The sequence below is a fragment of the Clostridium sp. genome (assembly GCF_016650095.1).
Classification (GTDB): Bacteria; Bacillota; Clostridia; order Clostridiales; family Clostridiaceae; genus Clostridium_AD.
In genome coordinates this window covers 1-22747 of the sequence record NZ_JAENWL010000015.1, presented here as the reverse complement: position 1 = coordinate 22747, position 22747 = coordinate 1, and the positions used below count along the sequence as shown (strand labels likewise).

Genomic DNA, 22747 nt, shown 5'->3' with positions numbered 1-22747 from the left:
GGTGGCAGGTGCTGGATCTATTGAGGAAATACTTCCTAAGTTTTTAGACTTTGCAAGTGGTAGTGTGGTTGTAGCCCATAATGCTGAATTTGATGCATCTTTTATCAAGAAAAATTCAGAGAGGCTGAATTTGAAGTTTGGAAATGCAATTTTGGATACAATTCCTTTAGCTAAGTATTTACTCACAGAGCTTAAAACATTTAAGCTAAATGTAGTAGCTAAGCACTTAGGCATAACTCTTGAAAATCATCATAGAGCTGTTGATGATGCTAAAGCTACTGCGGAAATATTATTACATTGTTTTGGGCTACTTAAAGAAAAGAATATCTTAGATTTAGATACTTTAAATAAAGAATTTTTAGGTGACTTTAATGTGAAAAAAGCAAATACCTATCATGTGATTATTTTAGTTAAGAATCTCGTAGGACTTAAAAACTTGTATAAGCTTATTTCATTTTCTAATTTAGAACATTTTCATAGAAGACCAAGGCTTCCTAAAACCTTAGTAGAAAAATATAGAGAGGGTCTTATAGTTGGTTCTGCCTGCGAAGCTGGGCAAGTGTATAAGAGCGTGCTTCAAGGGAAATCTGAAGAAGAACTTAAAAAAATCATAGGATTCTATGATTACTTAGAAATACAACCTCTTCTAAACAATAAATTTATGATTAAAAATGGTACTGTAAAAGATGAAAATGAATTAATGGATATTAATAGAAAAATATGTAATTTGGGAGAAAAAAATAATTTGCCAGTAGTGGCTACAGGGGATGTACATTTTTTAGATCCTTCTGATGAAGTTTTCAGGAAAATATTAATGGCTGGTAAAGGTTTTTCGGATGCCGATGATCAACCTCCACTATATTTTAAAACCACTACAGAAATGTTAAAAGAGTTTATATACTTAGGTGATAAAAAATGCAGAGAAGTTGTAATTTATAACCCAAATAAAATAGCAGATATGATAGAGGTTATAAAACCAATACCTGATGGGACGTTTACACCTAAAATACCAGGTGCAGAAGAAGAAATTCGGAAAATGACAATGGATAAGGTTCACTCTATATATGGAGAGGTATTACCTGAGGTAGTTGAAAAAAGATTGAATAAGGAATTAAACTCTATTATAAATAATGGATATGCTGTACTTTACTTAATAGCTGAAAAATTAGTAGCAAAGTCACTTGCTGATGGTTATTTAGTAGGATCGAGGGGCTCAGTTGGATCTTCTTTTGCAGCTAACATGTCTAATATAACAGAAGTTAATGGTTTACCACCTCATTATGTATGTCCGAATTGCAAAAAGAGTGAATTCTTTTTAGATGGATCTATTGGTTCAGGTGCTGATTTACCTGATAAAGTGTGTCCAAGTTGTGGTACGCTATATGTGAAAGATGGCCATGATATTCCATTTGAAACTTTTTTGGGATTTGAAGGAGATAAAGAGCCTGATATAGATTTGAATTTTTCAGGTGACAATCAAGCAGATATACATAGGTATACAGAGGTATTGTTTGGTAAGGGACATACTTTTAAGGCAGGCACAATTGGAACAATTGCTGACAAAACTGCTTATGGTTATGTAAAAAAATATTTAGGTGAAAAAAATATTATGGTTCCACAAGCTGAAATAGATAGGCTAGTCCTTGGATGTACTGGTGTTAAGAGGACATCAGGTCAACATCCGGGTGGGATAATGGTTGTCCCAAGTGATAATGAAATATATAATTTTTGTCCAGTGCAACACCCTGCTGATGATCCAAATTCAGATATTATTACAACGCATTTTGATTATCATTCCATAAGTGGTAGGCTACTAAAACTTGATATACTTGGGCATGATGATCCTACAATGCTTAGGATGCTTCAAGATTTAACAGGACTCGACCCTATAACTATTCCACTTTCTGATGATAAGGTCATAAGTTTATTTACGTCACCTGCGGCCCTTGGACTCACCATTAAAGAATTGGGTTGTGAAGTTGGAAGTTACGGCGTACCAGAGTTTGGTACAAAATTTGTTAGACAAATGCTTTTAGACACTCAGCCTAAATCTTTTTCGGACCTAGTTAGAATTTCTGGACTATCTCATGGTACAGATGTTTGGATTAATAATGCACAATATTATATTAAAGAAGGATTTACGACACTTAAAGATTGTATTTCTACAAGAGATGATATAATGGTTTATCTAATGCAAAAAGAACTACCACCTAAGACTGCTTTTACTATAATGGAAAAAGTAAGAAAAGGTAAGGGACTCACAGAAGATGATGAGCAAGTAATGAGGGAACATGATGTGCCAGATTGGTATATCGGCTCATGTAAAAAGATTAAGTATATGTTTCCTAAAGGCCATGCAGTTGCATATGTAATGATGGCTGTTAGAATAGCATATTATAAGGTTTATTATCCAAAAGAATACTATTCTACATTCTTTACTATAAGAGCAGATGACTTTGATGCAAATTTAATTGTAAAAGGTGAGAGTGCTATAAAAGCTAAAATTGATGAGCTAACAGCTCTGGGTAAAGATATAGGTATGAAAGAAAAAGGTCTTCTCACAGCACTTGAGTTATCTTATGAAATGTATAAAAGAGGGATAAAATTATTAAATGTAGATCTTTATGAGTCTGAGGCAGTTAGATTTAAAGTTGAGAATGATTCAATAAGACCTCCGTTAAGTGGTCTTGAAGGTGTAGGTGAAAATGCTGCTAAAAGCATTGTTTTGTCAAGGCCTCAAGGTGAGTTCATATCAAAAGAAGATTTGAGAATTCGATGTAAAATTTCCAAAACTGTTATTCAGTCATTAGATAATCATGGATGCTTGAAAGGGCTCCCTGAGACAAACCAACTGTCGTTTTTTTAGGGAAATGCAATTAACCCTTGAAATAGCAAATTTTATATGATAGAATGGTATATAGTAGTTATCGGTGATAACTTTATTGCAAGAGAGTAGGCCAGTCCTACTCTCTATTTATTGAAACGCAACTCATGGTTGCGTTTTAATTATAATAATATGATTAATTATGTTAATAAATGTATAAAATATTAGTAAAAGGAGGGTGTTAAATGAAAAATAATACCTTGTTGCAAAAACTTAGAAAAATAACTCAGCCAATAATAGAAAAAAACAATTGCGAATTATACCATTTAGAGTATGTAAAAGAAGCAGGAGAAAATTTTCTGAGAATTTATATAGATAGTTCTAATGGAATATCTTTAGAAGATTGTGAAAAAATAAGTAGAGCCACTAGTGAAATATTAGATGTAGAAGACCCGATAACTGACAGTTACTGTTTAGAAGTCTCGTCTCCAGGAATTGAGAGAATTTTATATGATGATAGTCATCTGGAAAAATACATAGACCAGAATGTTCTAGTTAATTTGAATAGTCTATATGAGGGAAAGAAAAAACTTGAGGGCAATTTATTAGGATTTTCTGATATGCAAATAGAAATTCAATATGATGGGAATAATATATCTGTTCCTAAAGAAAATATTTCCAGTGTGAGTTTGAAACCAGTGCTGTAAGGAGGAAGTTAAAATGAATCAGGAATTTATTGAAGCATTGAGAGAAATTGTAGACCAAAAAGGAATCAGTGAAGATTTGCTTTTTCAAACTATTGAAGATGCATTAGTTGCGGCATATAAGAAAAATTATTTATCTAATAATAGCCAAAATGTAAAAGTAACAATGAATAGAGAAACAGGTGAAATACATGTATATGGACAAAAAACAGTTGTAGAAGAAGTAGTTGAGGATGTTACTGAAATATCACTAGAAGAAGCTAAAGAATATAGTCCTAAATATCAAATTGATGATATCGTTGATATTGAAGTTACTCCAAGAAAATTTGGAAGAATAGCCGCGCAATCTGCAAAACAAGTGGTTATTCAAAGAATAAAAGAAGCAGAAAGAAATATCATCTACAACGAATTTATAACCAAAGAATTTGATATAATTACAGGCAGTGTTATAAGAAAAGATAGAGGAAATGTGTTTATAGATTTAGGGAAAATTGAAGCTGTGCTTGGAGCAAATGAGCAAATGCCCGGCGAGGAATATAATTTTAATGAAAAATTAAAACTATATATTGTTGAGGTTAAAAATACTACTAAAGGTGCTCAAATAGGAGTATCAAGAACTCATCCAGGTCTTGTAAAACGGTTATTTGAACTAGAGGTACCAGAAGTTTTTGGCGGAATCGTTGAAATAAAAAGTATTTCAAGAGAAGCAGGATCAAGAACTAAGATCGCAGTATACTCAAATGATGAGAATGTTGATGCTATGGGAGCTTGTGTTGGACCCAAAGGTACTAGAGTTCAGAATATAGTTAATGAATTAAGAAATGAGAAAATTGATATCATTAAGTGGAGCAAGAAATCTGAAGAGTATATTTCAAACGCTTTAAGTCCTGCAAAGGTATTGGATGTAGTGGTTGAAGAAGCTTCTAAATCTGCAAAGGTAATAGTGGAAGATAATCAATTATCTTTAGCTATTGGAAAAGAAGGTCAAAATGTTAGATTGGCAGCAAGACTCACAGGTTGGAAAATTGACATCAAAAGCAGAACTCAGGCCCAATATAAGATGGAAGAATGTGAAATTGTTGAAAATAAAGTAATTGAAACCATTACTGAAGAGTAGGTGATATCTTTATGAAAGTTAAAAAAATACCTCAGCGCATGTGTACAGGTTGCATGGAAATGAAATGTAAAAAAGAATTATTGCGTATAGTTCGTAGTAAAGAAGGCGAAATATCTATAGATTTAACAGGGAAAAAGCCAGGTAGAGGTGCATATATTTGTAAGAACATAGAATGCTTTGAAAAATCTTTTAAAACAAAAAGATTAGAGCGGAATTTAGGCGGAAAAATAAGTGAAGAAATTTCTGGTATACTAAAAGGCGAGATAGACCTTGCTGACGAGGTTAATCATGAATAATAAATTTTTTCAATTTTTAGGTTTAACTAAAAAGGCAGGCAAACTTATTGAAGGTTATAACCAATGTGAAGATGCGCTCTCACATGGAAGAGGAACCCTTATAATTTTGTCAGAAGAGAGCTCAACAAATACTAAGGATAAATTTAAAAGATTAGCAAGTAAAAAGGGTATACCTCTTATAGAAGGAGTATCTAATGAGACTTTAGGTAAGAGCCTAGGCAGAGAAGTAATTAATGTTTTGTGTGTAAATGATAAAAAAATGAGCAATAAGCTATTGAGTTTATGGAATGAAAATAATATAAATACTGTAAATGGCGAAAATGATGTAAATGATGAGTAAATTAAATTTCGGGGGTGAATGATTTGGCAAAAGTCAGAATATATGAATTAGCAAAAGAGTTAGAAGTGACAAGTAAAGAATTAATAAATGTACTATTCGAAGAGTTTAGTATAAAGGCCAAGAATCATATGAGTGTGATTGAGGAAGAGGATGCTGAGTTAATAAAGGAACTTTATAGTGATGAAAATTCAGGACTTAAAGATGATAAAAATGAAACAGTAGAACATTATGAAAACTTAGCTAATGAGGATGCTAACAAGGTTGTTATTAGAAAAAGAGGTAGAAAAGGTAGAGACGAATTAGGAAGTGGAAATAATAGTGTTGAAGCAATAGATGATGAAGTTGTAGTTATAAAAAGTACTATTACAGTTAAAGATTTAGCTGACACACTAAAGAGACCTTCAGTTGAAGTTATAAAACAACTTATTTTCATAGGAGTTATGGCTGGAATGAACCAAGAAATTGATTTTGCTACAGCTGAAAAGGTAATAGAGAAATATGGTGCACTTGCAGTACTCAAGGAAGATGAGGAAGGCAAAATAGCTGACGATGAAGAAGTTGAAGACGGTGAAGTGGAAATGGACACTGATAAAAAACCAGCTGTTGTTACAGTTATGGGTCACGTTGACCATGGTAAGACTTCACTGCTTGATTGTATTAGAAAATCTAAGGTTACAGAAACAGAAGCTGGAGGAATTACGCAACATATAGGTGCATATACTGTTAATATTAATGGAGAAAAAATTACATTTTTAGATACACCTGGTCATGAAGCGTTTACAGCGATGAGATCAAGAGGTGCTCAAATAACAGATATAGTTATACTTGTTGTGGCTGCAGATGATGGCATTATGCCACAAACTGAAGAAGCTATAAATCATTGTAAGGCTGCTAATGTGCCAATGATAGTGGCTATAAACAAGATGGATAGACCAGGAGCTAATGTAGATAAGGTTAAGCAAGAATTAACAGAACATGGACTTGTATCAGAAGATTGGGGTGGAGATACGATTTGTGTTCCAGTATCAGCGCATACTAAAGAAGGTATTGATACTTTGCTAGAAATGGTACTCATAACAGCAGAAATGTTAGAGCTAAAGGCAAATGCTGGTAGAAGTGCAAAAGGAACTGTAATAGAAGCAAAACTTGACAAAGGTAGAGGACCTCTTGCGACGCTACTCGTCCAGAATGGTACGCTAAACACTGGAGATTCTATAATAGTTGGTTCAACTTACGGAAGAATAAGAGCAATGTTTGATGATAAGGGTAATAAAATAAACACTGCAGGACCGTCTATACCAGTAGAAATACTTGGATTATCTGAAGTGCCAGCGGCTGGAGATAGATTTAATGTAGTTAAAGATGAGAAAACTGCAAGAATTATGGCCGAAGCTAGAAAATCAAAATTAAGAGAAGAACATTTTGAATCTAGTAATAGAGTTTCCATGGAAAACTTATATAGTCAAATACAAGAAGGATCTGTTAAAGAACTTGGTGTGATTGTTAAAGCTGATGTCGCAGGGTCTGTAGAAGCTGTAAGGCAATCATTAGAAAAGTTATCTACTGAAAATGTTAAAGTTAGGGTTATTCATTCGGGAGTTGGGGCTATAACAGAAACAGATGTTGTGCTTGCAGCTGCCTCAAATGCAATAATTATAGGATTTAATGTAAGGCCAGATAATAATGCTGTGACCATCGGAGAAAAAGAGAAGGTAGAAATTAAAACTTATAGAATAATTTATGATGCTCTTGATGATATAAAAGCTGCAATGGTTGGTATGCTAGATCCTGTATATAAAGAAGTTGTTTTAGGTAGAGTAGAAATAAGACTAATATATAAAGTTTCAAATGTAGGAACAATTGCTGGGTCTTATGTATTAAACGGTAAAATCACAAGAAGTAGTAGTATAAGAGTGATTAGAAATGGAATAGTAATAACGGAATCAACGTTAGCTTCTTTAAAGAGATTTAAAGATGATGCAAAAGAGGTTGCAGCTGGATACGAATGTGGATTAAGTATAGAAAAATTCAATGATATTAAAGAAGGCGACATCCTTGAAGCATTCATTATGGAAGAAGTTAAACCAAAATTAATATAAGGATAAGGAGTAGTGGGTTGTATGGTTAGTTATAGAAATGATAGAATAAATGAAGAAATTAAAAAGGATGTAAGCAATACAATTCAGAACAAAATAAAGGATCCAAGATTAAGTGCTATGGTTAGTGTTACAAAAGTAGACACAACAAAAGACCTAAGTTATACGAAAATTTATGTTAGCATATTTGGTGACAAAAATGCTAAAAAAGAAACACTTCAAGCACTTAAAAGTTCAACTAGTCTTATTAGAAAAGAAATAGGGAGTCATGTTAAACTAAGGCATGTTCCTCAAGTTATCATAGAGATAGATGAAACTATAGAACGAGCAATACATTTAGAAAATATTTTTCATCAAATAAAGGAAAAAGAAAAAAATGGAGAAGAGTTAGTTGAAGAAGATGGCAATAAAGATGGTAGCGATGAAGATTAATGATATTCTTAACAAAATAAAGCTATTTAAAAAAATTGCTATAACTTTTCATACTTCCCCAGATGGTGATTCAATTGGTAGCGCATTAGCTCTACTTATTGGGCTTCGAAAATTAAACAAGGAAGTATATATAATTTCAAAAGAAGTTATTCCTCAAACTTTTCTATTTTTACCATGCTCAAATGAAATCAATGGTGAAACAAGTCAGCCATTAGATGATACAGAGTGTGTAATAGTGTTAGATTGTGGTGATTTTAAAAGAATTAATGCGAATTTATGCATGCAAAATCGAAAATTCGAATTAATTAATATGGATCATCATTTATCTAATGATTTATATGGAGATTTAAATTATGTTGACACAAGAGCTTCTGCAGTTGGAGAAATTGTGCATGAAGTGCTTGGTCTTCTTCATGTGCCACTAGACAGAGAAATAAGCACATGTTTGTACACTTCGCTACTTACAGATACTGGATCATTTAGACATTCCAGTACCACGGCAGTAACTCATGGTATAGCAGGTGAACTTATTGATACAGGCATAGAATTTAGTAATATTCATAGAATAGTTTTCGAAAATAAGAAATTTGAAAAGGTAAAATTATGTGGAGAGGTTATTAGTAATATGACGGCTGAACTCCATGGTAAAGTCTGTATTATGTACATATCTAAAGAGACGCTTGATAAATATAAGTTAGCATCCACAGATACATCAGATGTTATTACTTTTGGTGATTCAATAGATACCGTTGAAGTTACTATTCTTATAAAAGAGGCTGAAAATGGTGTTAAAGTAAGTTTAAGATCTAAATCTTTAATAGATGTTAGTAAAATAGCAGAAGGGTTTAAAGGTGGCGGTCATATTAGAGCTGCAGGTTTTTATGCAGAAGCTAATTTTGATGATACTAAAGTTAAATTGATGGAAATTTTAGAAAAAGAGTTGATGAGATGAAGGGTATATTGAATATATATAAACCTACAGGTATTACTTCTTTTGATGTAGTACGAAGAATAAGAAAAATAAGCAATGTAAAAAAAGTAGGCCACGCTGGCACTTTAGACCCGGAAGCTAGCGGGGTTTTACCTGTTTGTATAGGAAAAGCAACAAAGGCTATTGATTATATAATGGGAGACTTTAAAATCTATGAGGCTGAATTAAAGCTCGGAGTTACTACAGATACTTATGATAGAGAAGGTAAGATTTTAAGTGAAAATGAAGTAACTGCAGGCGATGATGAAATTACGCAGGTTATTAATTCGTTTATTGGAGAAATAAAACAAATTCCGCCTATGTACTCAGCTCTGAAAGTTAATGGAAAAAAACTTTACGAACTCGCAAGGGCTGGAATAGAAATAGAAAGAGAAGCAAGACCTATAGTAATTTATGGAATAGATATTATGGACATTAAGGTTCCTTACGTAAAGTTTAGGGTGAAATGCTCTAAGGGTACATATATTAGGAGCCTGTGTTATGACATTGGAGAACTATTAAAATGTGGTGGTATGATGTGGAACTTACAAAGAACTGCTACAGGGCAATTTCATATTGAAGATGCTATAAGTATTGAGGATATAAATAATGAAAATATAAACAAACTTATTATGCCTATAGAAAAGATTTTCGAAAAAAATACTAAAATTACCATAGAGGATAGATTTGTTAAGTTCTTACTAAATGGTGTTGTAGTAAAGGATAAAGCATTAACTTGTAAGTTTGAGGTTGATACTATGTATAGTATATATAATAATAATAATGATTTTATTGGAATTGCAGATAGAAGTAGAGAGGGTGTTAGATTAATAAAATCATTTATATAGGAGCATATTGAAATGTTAGTTATAAAAGAAAATTTTAAAACAAAACTCGAATATCCAACATATATTGCACTCGGAAGTTTTGATGGTCTCCATTTAGGACATATGTCTCTTATAAATAAAACAGTAGAATTAGCAAAGAATAATAGTGCTAAAAGCATGATTTGTACTTTTGAAAACCATCCTTTATCTATTATCAACCAAGAAATTTGCCCAAAGTTGATAATGGATAATGACACTAAAATAGATTTATTGGAAAATACTGGAATTGATATTGTTAATCTTGTAAGTTTTGATAAAGAGTTTATGAAGCTAACTCCTGAAGAATTCATAAAAAATATGGTGAATTTCTATAATGCAGAGGGAATAGTTGTTGGTTTCAATTATAGATTTGGTTATAAAAATTTAGGTGATGTAGAAATGCTCCAAAAATATAGTAGTATATTAGGATATAAGTTATATGTTTGTGAAGCTATCACTACTAATCATGAAATTGTAAGTAGCTCAAAAATACGACATCTCATAGCTGAGGGTAACATCACTAAAGCAAATGAGCTTTTAGGAAGGCCTCACACTACTATTGGGAAAGTAATTAAGGGAAAGCAACTTGGTAGAAGTATTGGATTTCCAACTGTAAATTTAAATTATAACAAGAAATATATTATTCCTAAGGGTGGGGTATACTATACTGTAGTTGAATACGATAATCACACTTATAAAGCTATAACCAATATAGGGTATAATCCCACGGTACAAGGTGGAAAGTTATCAGTGGAAACTCACATTTTAAACTTTGATAAACAAATATATGATGAAGTAGTTAAAATTTATTTTATAAATAGAATAAGAGATGAAGTAAAATTTGATACCATTGATGAACTAAAAAAACAACTTTTAAAGGATAAAGCGTATGCTTTTAGGAAAAAAGAACATGATTTAAAGATAAAAATAGAAAAATAAGCTTTAAGACATAAAAAATAATTTACAATTTAGTCTTAGTTTGTTATAATTGATTTGAACCTTATGCTAAGTTTACCGAATAACCAACGGTGTACTTGGAATATGGGGATTATATTCGGAGGTGTTGTAAAATGCAAAAGGTTACAAAACAAGAAATAATGATTAAACATGCGAGACATGAAGGAGATACAGGTTCTCCAGAAGTTCAAATCGCACTACTTACTGAAAGAATTTTAGAGTTAACTGAACACTTGAAAATTCATAAAAAGGACCACCATTCAAGAAGAGGTCTATTAATGATGGTTGGGCAAAGAAAAGGTATGTTAGGGTACTTAAAGAATCAAGATATAGAAAGATATCGTTCAATTCTTGCAGAATTAGGTTTAAGAAAATAATTCAGAGCGGCTTAGCCGCTCTATTATTTTAAGTAATAGTAAAAAATATATACAGTAAGATTAATAAAATATGTATATTAACTAATAATATTAGTGTAAATTGAAGGGAGGAAAATATATGATTCATATTATGGAAACTACTGTAGCAGGTAGAAATCTTAAAGTTGAATACGGTAAGGTTGGAATGCTATCAAACTGTGCAATATTCATGAGCTATGGAGAAACAGTAGTTATGGTTAACGCAAATGCATCAGAAAAACCAAGGGACGGCATTGATTTTTTCCCACTAAGTGTAGAATATGAAGAAAGACTTTATTCTGTTGGTAAAATTCCTGGTGGTTTTATAAAGAGAGAAGCAAGACCATCAGAAAGAGCGATTTTAACAGCGAGGGGTATTGATAGACCACTAAGGCCTCTATTTCCTAAAGGTTACAAAAATGATGTGCAAATTGTATGTACTGTATTATCAGTTGAACAAGATAACTCACCTGAGATACTTGCTATGAACGCAGCATCACTAGCATTATGCATATCAAGTATACCTTTTACTGATGTTGTTGCAACGGTTTCAGTGGGCTTAATTGATGGCAAATTCATATTGAGTCCTACTGTAGAAGAGAGAACTGCTAGTTCTATGAACCTTACAGTTTGCGCAACAAAAGACAATGTTACAATGATTGAAGCCAATGGAGATGAAATACCGGAAGATGTAATGATAAACGCAATTGACTTTGCTTTTGAAGCATGTAAAAAAATTGCGGCTTTCCAAGAAGAAGCTGTGGCGAAATTTGGAAAAGAGAAAATCATTCCTAAAATTGATAAAATAGATGAAACACTCCAAAGTGAAGTTAAAGAATTCTCATTTGAAATGTTTAAGACAGCAATGTACATAATGGATAAAGATGAGAGAAATGTAAAAGTAGATGAAATAAAACAAAAAATAAGTGATGAATTTAATGAAAAATATGCAGATAAAAAATCAGATATTGGTGAAGTTGTATATGGTATCCAAAAGGAAATAGTTAGAAATATGATGCTAAATGAAAATAGAAGACCAGATGGAAGAGCTTTTGATGAGGTTAGACCAATAAGTTGTGAAGTAGGAGTACTTCCAAGAACTCATGGAACAGGTCTTTTTACAAGAGGACTTACTCAAGTAATGGGAGTTGCTACACTTGGAGCATTAAAAGAAGCCCAGATATTAGACGGAATAAGTGTTGAAGATACTAAAAGATACATGCATCATTATAATTTCCCAGCTTATAGCGTAGGAGAAACTAAGCCAATGCGAGGACCTGGTAGACGTGAAATTGGTCATGGAGCTTTAGCAGAAAAAGCAGTAGAACCACTTTTACCATCTATAGATGAATTTCCATACGCTATTAGAGTTGTATCTGAAGTATTAAGTTCTAATGGTTCAACATCTCAAGCGAGTGTAAGTGCAAGTGTTTTGGCACTACTAGATGCAGGTGTTCCACTTAAGAGACCGGCGGCAGGTATTGCAATGGGATTAATTACAAACGCTGACTTATCTAAAGAAAAAGTAATAACAGATATTCAAGGAATAGAAGATTTCTTTGGTGATATGGACTTTAAAGTTGCCGGAACTGAGAAAGGTATTACAGCTATACAAGTTGATACAAAGCTTCATGGTTTATCTAAATATTGCATTAAAACTGCAATTATAGATGCAAAAGTGGCTAGACTTCATATAATAGCGAAAATGAATCAATGTATCGAAGGACCAAGAAGTGAAATGTCACCTTACGCTCCTAGAATGTACGTACTAAATGTAGATCCTGACAAGATTCGCGACGTAATAGGTAAAGGTGGAGTAACTATAAAGAGAATTATAGCAGAAACTGGTGTTAAAATAGATACTAGTGATGATGGTAAAATTGTAATTATGTCTAATGATGGCGTTAGTGCAAATAAAGCAGTTAAAATCATAGAAGAGCTAACTAAATCAGTTAAGGTAGGAGAAATATATTTAGGAAAAGTAACAAAAATAGCTGCTTTTGGATGCTTTGTTGAGATACTTCCTAATAAAGAAGGCCTAGTGCATATATCTAAACTTGATTTTGCTAGAGTAAATAAAGTAGAAGATATTGTATCAGTTGGTGATGAAATATTAGTAAAAGTAATGGAAATAGACAATCAAGGAAGAGTAAATCTTTCAAGAAAAGATGCTATGAAAGATAGTGAAAATGAAAAAAAAGAAAATGAAAAAAAAGACAATTAATAATAGAAGGGCTTAGATGCCTTTTTATTTTTTTTAATAATATTTCCCTAATATGCACATAGTAAATATAAATTCTCATTAAGGAGAGGCGCATATGTATAATTTGTTTAAGTTAGATAATGGATTAAGAGTTGTAGTTGAAAACATTGAATATGTAAATTCTGTTAGTGTAGGTTTGTGGGTGGAAAATGGTTCTAGAAATGAAGATATAACAAGCAGTGGAATATCACATTTTATTGAGCATATGCTTTTTAAAGGAACACCTAGTAGAACAGCAAAACAAATTGCCGAAGCTATCGAAGACGTGGGTGGCCAAATAAACGCATTTACAGGAAGGGAAGCTACGTGTTTTTATATAAAAGCATTAGATACACATTTAGAATTATCGCTTGATATTCTGTCAGATATGCTTTTCAATAGTAATTTTTCAGAAGATGAAATTGAAAAAGAAAAAGGCGTAATTGTTGAAGAAATAAATATGAGTGAAGATTCGCCTGAGGATGTCTTAGCAGATTTACATACAAAAGCAATTTGGAATACAGATTCTATTTCGTTACCTATTTTAGGAACAATGAATACTGTAAAATCTTTTAGTAGAAAAATGTTAATAGAATATATAGATTCATACTATATACCAGAAAACTCAGTTATATCTATATCTGGTAAATTTGACATGAAAAATATAGAATCACTAGTGCAAAAGTACTTTGGTAAATGGAATTGTAAAAATAAAAATATTACTAAATATAGTAGCCCTGAAATATTTAATCACCATTACTTTAGAAAAAAAGATATTGAACAACTACATATAAGCCTTGGAATACCTGGTATAGAGCTTGGAAATGATGATACCTATACTTTAATATTACTAAGCAATATATTAGGTGGGGGAGCATCATCACGATTGTTTCAGAAGGTTCGTGAAGAATTAGGTGTATGTTACTCGATATATTCGTATATTTCAGCGTTTAAAAATACAGGTATTATAAGCATTTATGCAGGGCTAAATCCAATGTACGCAGAAGTGGCTATTGATTCAATAAAAGAAGAGGTAAGCAAATTTGCTAGATTAGGAATTGATAGTGAAAGATTAAACAAAGCTAAAGAACAGTTAAAGGGGAGTTATATTCTAGGGCTTGAAAGCACAAGCAGTAGAATGTTTAGTAATGGGAGAGCTGTCATGTTTTTAAATAAAATAAATACGCCTAAAGATGTCCTGCGAAAAATTAATGAAATAGATATGTCAAGGGTAAACGCTGTAATGGAAAAGACTTTTAAAAGCGGAATAATAAATTCTGCTTATGTAGGCAAAGAAAAAGAGATGCTTAAAAAAGTTTTTAAAGGTAATATTGTTTCTATGGATAGGTAAATTTATTTGAAAGTATATGAAAATTATGCATAACTCCTTAATATATTCCATAGTATTTTAGTGGCATGAAAATAAATAGACGAGGCTAGGTTAGACGCGACTAGAATAGGCGAGCATACTGAATTGCTATTAATTTGAAGGTTTCTTTAATAGAATTGTTAAGGAGGATGTTTATATGGAAGATAATATAAAACTGTATAGTGAAATGGAAAGATATGAAATTATCAATATAAATGATGGTGATAAATATAGTAATTTGGGTAGTAATGATGTAGTTATTGATGAAAATGGTGTTTTAAAATTTTTAATTATAAATGAAGGTAGCTCTAAATTTAGTTTTTTTCACAATAATGAAATCATTGAAATACCTTGGGAATATGTTAAAAAAATAGGTTCAAGAACTATAATAATTGATGTTGATAACGAATTTTTGAAAAAATCTCATATTTAACGACAGTTCAGCTTCGAAGAAGATGATTACAGCTTTGAAAAAGATGATTACAGCTTTGACAAAGGTGAATTTGGGAGGGCATAAATGAAAATATTAGTGCAAAAGTTTGGAGGCACATCTGTATCAACAGGGGAAAAAAGAAAGCTTGTAGTAAGCAAAGTAATAAACGCAAAGGCTGAAGGACATTTCCCAGTGGTGGTAGTATCTGCAATGGGAAGAAAAGGAGAACCTTACGCTACAGACACATTGTTATCATTGGTAGATGAAAATTTTAAAGTCGAAAATCCATTAGCAATAGATTTACTAATGAGTTGTGGTGAAACTATAAGTACTGTAATAATGTGTAATGAATTAAACAATAATGGTATTGATGCTGTGCCTTTAACTGGAGGACAAGCAGGTATAGTTACAGATTCTAATTATACAAATGCAGCAATACTCAATGTGGATACGAAAAAAATATTGGATATTCTGAAAAAGGGAAAAATTCCTGTAGTAGCAGGATTTCAGGGCATGGATGAAAAGGGCTATATTACGACTATAGGGAGAGGCGGGAGTGATGTTACTGCTGCCACACTAGGTGCGGCACTTAATGCAGTAGAGACCCAAATATACACTGATGTAGATGGGATTATGACAGCTGATCCAAGAATAGTTTCTGAGGCTAGCTTAATAAAAAAAATAAGTTATGATGAAATCTTTCAATTTGCAGATCAAGGAGCAAAGGTAATACACCCGAGGGCAGTCGAAATATCTAGAAAATATAATATACCACTCGTAATAAAAAATACTATGAACAATTGTGATGGTACAGTAATTAGTAATTTAGTAGATGAAACATATGAAAATATTATTACCGGTATTACACATATGAATAATAGAGTTCAAATAAAAATTTGTAAAAATGTGGGTTCTAGCTACGATGATCTCTTTGATATTTTAGCTGTAAATCTAATAAGCATAGATCTCATAAACGTTTTTCCTAAAGAAAAAATATTTACTATTGACGAAAAGGATTTTATTAAATTTGAGAATTTAATAAAGGAACTTGATATGTCATATTCTTTTGTGAAGGATTGTAGTAAACTTTCAATTATAGGCTCGAAAATGAGAGGTATACCTGGTGTTATGGCGAGAATACTTAAGTCGTTAACTAGAGAAAATATTGAAGTTCTGCAAACAGCAGATTCACATATGACTATATGGTGTCTTGTAGAAACTGCATATGTTGAAAAAGCAATTAATGCTCTGCACAGGGAATTTAAATTAGGATAGAAAATGCATATAGTTTCTCTTAATGCACAAAATAAAGTGGATTAGGAGGAATGCAAATGTCAAAAGCTGAAAAAAACAAAGCAAGTACGAACAAAGAAAGTGTTGTGGAAACTCAAAATGAACAGATCGAAAATATCAAAGAGCTGGGAACAACTAATATTCCAATACAGGACGATAAAATTCAAATTTTGTCTATTATAGGTCAAATAGAAGGACACACGATGTTATCTCCTCAAACAAAAACTACTAAGTATGAACATGTTATTCCACAGCTAATAGCTATGGAAAGGGATGAAAAAGTAAAAGGTATTCTTATAGTGCTAAATACCGTTGGAGGGGATGTGGAAGCAGGCCTTGCAATAGCAGAGATGATTAGAAGCCTTAGTAAACCAACTGTATCAATTGTAATAGGAGGAGGGCATTCAATTGGGATACCACTTGCAACAGCTGCTATATATTCATTCATTTCCCCATCTGCAACTATGATAATTCATCCTATAAGAATGAATGGTCTGATAATAGGGGTTCCTCAAACTTTTGAGTATTTTAATAAAATGCAAGAGAGAATAACTGAATTTATTATTAGAACCTCCCGTATTGATAAGGAAACTGTAAATAGATTAATGCTTCAAACTGATGAGCTTTTGAATGATATGGGTACTATACTTATCGGAAAACAAGCGGTTGATAATGGATTGATAGATGAGGTTGGTGGCATTAGTGAAGCCTTATCAAAATTAAATGAAATGATGGATAAAGTATAAAAATAGATATAAATAGGTCGTTATGACCTATTTATATCTATTTTATTGACTTTTTACCATGATCAATAGAATATGAAAAAAAAATTCTAGAGAGTTAGTTTAAATTTCATTTATAAATCTATTAAAAGTTAGAGGAGATTTGTATATTTTGTAGAAATATTAAGGGTGGAGGTGTTACTTTGGCTAGAAAAAAAACTAAATCTAAAGTTGTGAGTAGCGTAGATTCTAATAGTGAGATTTTTGGAATTATTTTAATAACAATAGGCGTATTGATTTTATTTAGCATATTCGGAAATATATTTTCAAGTTCCAATTCTACATCGGGTACGATTGGCGATTTTATTAATCGCGTACTTTTTGCAATCTTAGGTGTGGGAGCATATCTTTCGCCGTTCTTGATAATATTTATTGGGATTTGTTACATTGTTAAGAAAGGTAAGATAAATTTCAGTAAGAAGTTTTATGGAATAATACTTTTTATAACTAATACATTACTATTTATACAAATGTTATCTTTAAATAAGTATTATACTAAAGAAGAGTTTTGGAACGGAACAAATAAGATATACAATTCAGTAAGTGTATTTCATGGGGGTATTATAAGCTATTCAATCGATGTACCTATGTATACATTATTTGGTGCTGCAGGAAGTTATATAATTTTCATTGCTATTTATGTTATATGTTTAATTTTAATTTTAAACATATCGCTCCGTGATACAATGATTCATCTAAAGGGAAAATTTATGATTAAAAAGACTGCTAGGGATAATGAAAGTAAAGAGTTATGTGTAGATATTAATGATAAACAAGAAGAATTAACAATTCCCAATGAAGAAAAAAATAAATTCATTAAAGCTATTAGCAATAAAATTAAGATAATTGATTTTGTAAAATCAAATGAAGTTGATGCTGAAGTGATTAACCAAGAAGAAACTGTTAATAATATTAAGACTAGTAATGCAAGAGGATCAAAAGAAAGTCACATAAATAATTCTATCAAACAAGAATTAGAACAAGAAATTCAATTAAATAGTGCAAGCGCAAAGCCAAATTATAAATATCAATATCCTACTGCAGAATTATTAAATGAAAATACTACTTTAAAAATGAATAAAAACGATAAAAAAGAATTACTGAACAATGCAAATAAGCTACAAGAAACATTAAGTAGTTTCGGAGTTGAAGCAAAAGTTATTCAAGTTACAAAAGGACCTTCAGTGACAAGATTTGAGCTTCAACCAAATGCCGGTGTTAAGGTGAGCAAAATTGTGAATTTAGCAGATGATATTGCACTAAATTTAGCTTCCTCCGGGGTAAGAATAGAAGCACCGATACCTGGTAAGGCAGCTGTTGGTATAGAAGTACCAAACAAAGATTTAAGCGCAGTATACTTAAGAGAGGTAATAGAGTCTAATGAATTTTCAGCTACGAATAAAAATTTATCTTTTAGTTTAGGGAAAGATATAGGAGGTAATTGCGTTGTTTCAGATTTAACGAAAATGCCACATTTGCTGGTAGCTGGGGCTACAGGCTCTGGTAAGAGCGTTTGTATAAATTCATTAATAATAAGCTTACTTTATAAATATTCTCCAGAGGATGTTAAGCTCTTATTAATTGACCCTAAGGTGGTTGAATTAAATATTTATAATGGTATACCTCATCTATTGATACCAGTTGTAACAGACCCCAAAAAATCTGCAGGTGCTTTAAATTGGGCTGTAAATGAGATGTCAAGAAGATACAAGAGTTTCGCTGAAAATAATGTGCGAAGTATTGAAGGCTATAATGAATTAGTTAATAAAGGCTTGCTTGAAAATAAATTACCTTGGATTGTTATTATAATTGATGAGTTAGCAGATTTGATGACGGTTTGTGCTAATGATGTGGAAGAATACATTGGAAGGCTTGCACAAATGGCAAGAGCGGCGGGAATGCATTTAGTAATCGCGACGCAGAGACCATCAGTGGATGTTATTACCGGTGTTATAAAGGCTAATATACCTTCAAGGATATCATTTGCAGTTTCAAGTCAAATAGATTCAAGAACAATTCTGGACTCTGCTGGTGCAGAGAAATTACTTGGTAAAGGTGACATGCTCTTTTATCCGGTTGGAGAGCCTAAACCAATTAGAATACAAGGAGCTTTTGTATCAGAAGAAGAAGTTGAACGAGTGGTTAATTTTATAAAAAATCAGAAAACAGAATTAAGCTACAAAAAAGAAATAATAGACGAAATAGAAAGTAGTTTGAGTAATAAAGATGAGGCTGATGATATTGATGAGTTATTAAATGAAGCAATTAGAATAGTAGTAGAAAATGGTCAAGCATCCACTTCCTTATTGCAACGTAAGCTAAAAATAGGGTATAATAGAGCAGCAAGAATTATTGAACAAATGGAGGAACGTAGAATCATTTCAGGTAGAAATGGAAGCAAACCTAGAGAAATATTAATAAGCGATAGTGAATTAAAGGATTAATGCAATAAATTTCTGTAAGAATAATTGCAAATACCCTTGTTTAATTTGCAAATCACATTTACAATAATTTATATGTACAAATGTAGGAGGATAATTGGTGGAAAAATTAAAAGTTGGAGTTGTAAATTTAGGCTGTGATAAAAATAGAATTGATAGTGAGATTATAATAGGCAGTTTAAGTGAAAAATATAATATGACAAATGATCCTAAACTAGCAGATATAATTTTAGTGAATACTTGTGGATTCATAGAATCTTCAAAACAAGAATCAATAGATACTATTTTAGAAATGTCAAAATACAAAGAAAAATATAATTGCTCAATACTAATTGCAACAGGATGTCTTACTCAGCGTTATGGCGCGGAACTTCTTGAATTAATGCCAGAACTTGATATTATGTTAGGCGTTAACGACTATAACAAGTTATTGAATAGTATAGAAGAGGTGCTTTCTAAAAATATTAAAGTACAACATTGTAGTTATAGTGATGAAAATATTAATGAAGGTAAAAGAGTATTAACTACAGGAATCTACTCTGCTTATGTTAGAATATCTGAGGGTTGTGATAGTGCTTGTGCATATTGTGCAATACCCAATATTAGAGGAAAATATAGAAGCAGAAAGATGGAAAACATAGTACAAGAGGCTAAGGACTTAAGTGAACATGGCTGCAAGGAAATTATTTTAGTAGCTCAAGATACCACTAGATATGGAATAGATTTGTATGGTGAAAAAACCCTACATAAGTTGATAAGCAAAATTTCTAAAATAAGTGGAATTGAATGGATTAGAGTACTTTACTGTTATGCAGAAGAAATTACGGATGAAATTATTAGTGAAATAGCAACAAACGATAAAGTTTGCAAATATGTAGATATACCAATTCAACATATAAGTGATGATATTCTTAAATCCATGAGAAGAAAAGGAAGAAAGAATATTATAACAGAAAACATAAATAAGATGAGAAGAAACATTAATGGATTAAACCTTAGAACTTCATTAATTGTTGGATTTCCAGGAGAAACACAAGAGAATTTTGAAGAATTGAAACAGTTTATTAAGGAAATTAAATTTGATAAATTGGGAGTATTTAAGTACTCAATGGAAGATGGTACTGTCGCTGCAGAAATGAAAAACCAAATTGATGAAGAAATAAAAGTAAAACGTGAAGAAGAATTAATGTTGATACAACAAAGTATATCGAAAGAGTTAAATAGTAAAAAGTTAAACAAAATTTACAAAGTTTTAGTGGAAGGCTTTAATGGTGAAAATTACTTTGGTAGGAGTTATGAAATGGCGCCAGAAGTTGATGGGATTATTTTGTTTGATTCAGATCTAGTTTGTAATATCGGAGAATTCGTGAAGGTAAAAGTTACTAAGACTTTAGAATATGATTTAATAGGAGTTGTGTGCCATGAATCTTGCGAATAAACTTACAATGATGAGAATTTTTTTAGTGCCTATATTTTTAATATTTATGGCAGTTCAAGAGATACCATATGGAAAAGAGTTGGCTACGGTTATTTTCATATTAGCTTCTCTTACAGATAAATTAGATGGCTATATAGCTAGAAGTAGAAATCAAATAACTAATTTTGGTAAGTTTATGGATCCTTTAGCAGATAAACTATTAGTTACTGCTGCTCTTGTTTCATTAGTGGAACTTCAAATGGTGCAAGGCTGGGTAGCTATGATTATAATTGCTAGAGAATTCGCAGTTTCAGGACTTCGAACAGTAGCTGCCGCAGAAGGAAAAGTAATTGCGGCTAGTAAATGGGGACAACTAAAAACTGTTATTCAAATAGTAGCTATAATTACAGCCTTGTTGTTAAATTTAGCATTAAAAAATCCGGTTCTAGAGCCAATTTTAAGTACCTTAGCTATATTGACTAATGTTTTTATGGGTGCTGCAGTGGTTATTACAATAATATCAGGTGTTGATTATTTTGTAAAAAACAAAGGTTCAATTAGAGTAGATAAGTGATTAAATTTTTAGAATATGTTAATAATACTATATAGAATAGTTCCTACATACAAATTACAACATAAACAAAAAGTGGGAATTTATATTTTGTATATTGACCATGCATTACAAATGGTGTATACTTAATTTAGAACAAATGTTCGTTAAAAAAGGATGGTGAACCCGAAGGGGAAATTTATGAATAATGAAAAGTTAAAAGCACTAGAAATTGCGATGGGTCAAATAGAAAAGCAATTCGGTAAAGGTTCTATAATGAAACTTGGAGAAGACAGTAAATTAAATATAGATGCTATTTCCACTGGTTGTTTAGGGCTCGACATAGGACTCGGTATAGGCGGTGTACCTAGAGGAAGAATGATTGAAATTTTTGGACCAGAATCTTCAGGTAAAACTACAGTTGCACTTCATATAGCTGCACAAGCACAGAAAAATGGTGGTACTGCTGCATTTATAGATGTAGAGCATGCATTAGATCCTGTATATGCTAAAGCACTAGGAATTGATATAGATGATTTAATAGTTTCTCAGCCAGATACTGGTGAGCAAGCTTTAGAGATTACGGAGGCATTAGTTCGCTCAGGAGCTATTGATGTTATTGTTTTGGATTCAGTAGCGGCATTAGTGCCTAAAGCTGAAATTGAAGGTGAAATGGGAGACTCTCATGTAGGACTGCAAGCAAGACTTATGTCTCAAGCTTTAAGAAAACTTGCTGGATCTATAAATAAGTCAAAATGTGTTCTTGTGTTTATAAATCAATTAAGAGAAAAAGTTGGAGTAATGTTTGGAAATCCAGAAGTAACTCCAGGTGGTAGAGCATTAAAATTTTATGCTTCGGTTAGATTAGATATTAGAAAAATAGATACAATTAAACAAGGCGATGAATTTATGGGAAATAGAACAAGAGTAAAAATAGTTAAAAATAAAGTAGCGCCTCCATTTAAAAAGACTGAATTTGATATTATGTATGGTCATGGCATATCTCGAGAGGGAGATGTTTTAGATATAGGAGTTACGGAAGAAATTGTACAAAAAAGTGGTGCATGGTTTTCCTATGGGGATGCACGTCTTGGGCAAGGAAGAGAAAATGCAAAGCAATACTTTAAAGAAAACCCTCTAGTTATGTTAGAAATAGAAACTAAGATCAGAGAAAAATATAATTTGCCGTTATACAAAGATTCCGAAGATAATAAAAAAGAAGT

20 protein-coding genes are annotated in these 22747 nt (G+C 31.8%); all 20 read left to right on the top strand.

Annotated elements, in window-relative coordinates; translation table 11 throughout:
• Positions 1 to 2866: PolC-type DNA polymerase III (locus JJE11_RS02220; protein WP_291632618.1), on the top strand; the 2866-nt coding region annotated here is incomplete at its 5' end.
• A 203-nt stretch (positions 2867 to 3069) separates the two neighbouring features.
• On the top strand, positions 3070 to 3531 hold the full coding sequence (rimP, locus tag JJE11_RS02215; RefSeq protein ID WP_291632617.1) for a ribosome maturation factor RimP: 462 nt from the start codon (positions 3070 to 3072) through the stop codon (positions 3529 to 3531).
• A gap of 13 nt (positions 3532 to 3544) precedes the next feature.
• A complete protein-coding gene (gene nusA / locus JJE11_RS02210; RefSeq protein ID WP_291632616.1) occupies positions 3545 to 4645 on the top strand; it encodes a transcription termination factor NusA in 1101 nt (366 codons plus the stop codon).
• Positions 4646 to 4656: 11 nt separating this feature from the next.
• Positions 4657 to 4941, top strand: coding sequence for a YlxR family protein (locus JJE11_RS02205; RefSeq protein ID WP_291632615.1), 285 nt, complete (start codon positions 4657 to 4659; stop codon positions 4939 to 4941).
• The gene (locus JJE11_RS02200; RefSeq protein ID WP_291632614.1) at positions 4934 to 5281 is read left to right on the top strand and encodes a ribosomal L7Ae/L30e/S12e/Gadd45 family protein; all 348 of its coding nucleotides are present in this window, start codon (positions 4934 to 4936) and stop codon (positions 5279 to 5281) included. The genes JJE11_RS02205 and JJE11_RS02200 overlap by 8 nt, the downstream gene beginning before the upstream one ends.
• 23 nt (positions 5282 to 5304) lie before the next feature.
• The gene (gene infB / locus JJE11_RS02195) at positions 5305 to 7380 is read left to right on the top strand and encodes a translation initiation factor IF-2 (protein WP_291632613.1); all 2076 of its coding nucleotides are present in this window, start codon (positions 5305 to 5307) and stop codon (positions 7378 to 7380) included.
• 21 nt (positions 7381 to 7401) lie between these two features.
• The gene (gene rbfA, locus JJE11_RS02190) at positions 7402 to 7809 is read left to right on the top strand and encodes a 30S ribosome-binding factor RbfA (protein WP_291632612.1); all 408 of its coding nucleotides are present in this window, start codon (positions 7402 to 7404) and stop codon (positions 7807 to 7809) included.
• Positions 7799 to 8761: a bifunctional oligoribonuclease/PAP phosphatase NrnA gene (locus JJE11_RS02185; RefSeq protein ID WP_291632619.1), complete on the top strand. Its 963-nt coding sequence runs from the start codon at positions 7799 to 7801 to the stop codon at positions 8759 to 8761. Before rbfA ends, JJE11_RS02185 begins: the two co-directional genes overlap by 11 nt.
• Positions 8758 to 9627 carry a tRNA pseudouridine(55) synthase TruB gene (gene truB / locus JJE11_RS02180; protein WP_291632611.1) on the top strand — a complete coding sequence of 290 codons (870 nt, stop codon included), beginning with the start codon at positions 8758 to 8760 and terminating at the stop codon, positions 9625 to 9627. The genes JJE11_RS02185 and truB overlap by 4 nt, the downstream gene beginning before the upstream one ends.
• A gap of 12 nt (positions 9628 to 9639) precedes the next feature.
• On the top strand, positions 9640 to 10584 hold the full coding sequence (locus JJE11_RS02175) for a bifunctional riboflavin kinase/FAD synthetase (RefSeq protein WP_291632610.1): 945 nt from the start codon (positions 9640 to 9642) through the stop codon (positions 10582 to 10584).
• Positions 10585 to 10715: 131 nt separating this feature from the next.
• Entirely contained in the window at positions 10716 to 10979 is a 264-nt protein-coding gene (gene rpsO / locus JJE11_RS02170) for a 30S ribosomal protein S15 (protein ID WP_291632609.1), read from the top strand.
• A gap of 118 nt (positions 10980 to 11097) precedes the next feature.
• Positions 11098 to 13221, top strand: coding sequence for a polyribonucleotide nucleotidyltransferase (locus tag JJE11_RS02165; protein WP_291632608.1), 2124 nt, complete (start codon positions 11098 to 11100; stop codon positions 13219 to 13221).
• A 94-nt stretch (positions 13222 to 13315) separates the two neighbouring features.
• Positions 13316 to 14590, top strand: a complete 1275-nt coding sequence (locus JJE11_RS02160) for a pitrilysin family protein (RefSeq protein WP_291632607.1) — start codon at positions 13316 to 13318, stop codon at positions 14588 to 14590.
• 175 nt (positions 14591 to 14765) lie between these two features.
• The gene (locus JJE11_RS02155; RefSeq protein WP_291632606.1) at positions 14766 to 15041 is read left to right on the top strand and encodes a YlmC/YmxH family sporulation protein; all 276 of its coding nucleotides are present in this window, start codon (positions 14766 to 14768) and stop codon (positions 15039 to 15041) included.
• Between the two features lie 84 nt (positions 15042 to 15125).
• Entirely contained in the window at positions 15126 to 16316 is a 1191-nt protein-coding gene (gene dapG, locus JJE11_RS02150) for an aspartate kinase (protein ID WP_291632605.1), read from the top strand.
• Between the two features lie 56 nt (positions 16317 to 16372).
• Positions 16373 to 17080, top strand: coding sequence for an ATP-dependent Clp protease proteolytic subunit (locus JJE11_RS02145; protein ID WP_291632604.1), 708 nt, complete (start codon positions 16373 to 16375; stop codon positions 17078 to 17080).
• Between the two features lie 179 nt (positions 17081 to 17259).
• Entirely contained in the window at positions 17260 to 19560 is a 2301-nt protein-coding gene (locus JJE11_RS02140; protein WP_291632603.1) for a DNA translocase FtsK, read from the top strand.
• A 97-nt stretch (positions 19561 to 19657) separates the two neighbouring features.
• On the top strand, positions 19658 to 20995 hold the full coding sequence (gene rimO, locus JJE11_RS02135; protein ID WP_291632602.1) for a 30S ribosomal protein S12 methylthiotransferase RimO: 1338 nt from the start codon (positions 19658 to 19660) through the stop codon (positions 20993 to 20995).
• Positions 20979 to 21548: a CDP-diacylglycerol--glycerol-3-phosphate 3-phosphatidyltransferase gene (pgsA, locus tag JJE11_RS02130; protein ID WP_291632601.1), complete on the top strand. Its 570-nt coding sequence runs from the start codon at positions 20979 to 20981 to the stop codon at positions 21546 to 21548. Before rimO ends, pgsA begins: the two co-directional genes overlap by 17 nt.
• A 177-nt stretch (positions 21549 to 21725) precedes the next feature.
• The coding region (gene recA / locus JJE11_RS02125) for a recombinase RecA (protein ID WP_291632600.1) at positions 21726 to 22747 on the top strand (1022 nt) is incomplete at its 3' end.

Excerpts from the sequence above, each read along its gene's own strand:
- JJE11_RS02205 (WP_291632615.1), top strand. The coding sequence starts at position 4,657 with ATGAAAGTTAAAAAAATACCTCAGCGCATGTGTACAGGTTGCATGGAA.
- rbfA (WP_291632612.1), top strand. The coding sequence starts at position 7,402 with ATGGTTAGTTATAGAAATGATAGAATAAATGAAGAAATTAAAAAGGAT.
- JJE11_RS02165 (WP_291632608.1), top strand. The coding sequence starts at position 11,098 with ATGATTCATATTATGGAAACTACTGTAGCAGGTAGAAATCTTAAAGTT.
- truB (WP_291632611.1), top strand. The coding sequence starts at position 8,758 with ATGAAGGGTATATTGAATATATATAAACCTACAGGTATTACTTCTTTT.
- JJE11_RS02145 (WP_291632604.1), top strand. The coding sequence starts at position 16,373 with ATGTCAAAAGCTGAAAAAAACAAAGCAAGTACGAACAAAGAAAGTGTT.
- dapG (WP_291632605.1), top strand. The coding sequence starts at position 15,126 with ATGAAAATATTAGTGCAAAAGTTTGGAGGCACATCTGTATCAACAGGG.
- JJE11_RS02200 (WP_291632614.1), top strand. The coding sequence starts at position 4,934 with ATGAATAATAAATTTTTTCAATTTTTAGGTTTAACTAAAAAGGCAGGC.
- pgsA (WP_291632601.1), top strand. The coding sequence starts at position 20,979 with ATGAATCTTGCGAATAAACTTACAATGATGAGAATTTTTTTAGTGCCT.
- nusA (WP_291632616.1), top strand. The coding sequence starts at position 3,545 with ATGAATCAGGAATTTATTGAAGCATTGAGAGAAATTGTAGACCAAAAA.
- JJE11_RS02160 (WP_291632607.1), top strand. The coding sequence starts at position 13,316 with ATGTATAATTTGTTTAAGTTAGATAATGGATTAAGAGTTGTAGTTGAA.
- JJE11_RS02185 (WP_291632619.1), top strand. The coding sequence starts at position 7,799 with ATGAAGATTAATGATATTCTTAACAAAATAAAGCTATTTAAAAAAATT.
- rpsO (WP_291632609.1), top strand. The coding sequence starts at position 10,716 with ATGCAAAAGGTTACAAAACAAGAAATAATGATTAAACATGCGAGACAT.
- rimP (WP_291632617.1), top strand. The coding sequence starts at position 3,070 with ATGAAAAATAATACCTTGTTGCAAAAACTTAGAAAAATAACTCAGCCA.
- JJE11_RS02155 (WP_291632606.1), top strand. The coding sequence starts at position 14,766 with ATGGAAGATAATATAAAACTGTATAGTGAAATGGAAAGATATGAAATT.
- JJE11_RS02175 (WP_291632610.1), top strand. The coding sequence starts at position 9,640 with ATGTTAGTTATAAAAGAAAATTTTAAAACAAAACTCGAATATCCAACA.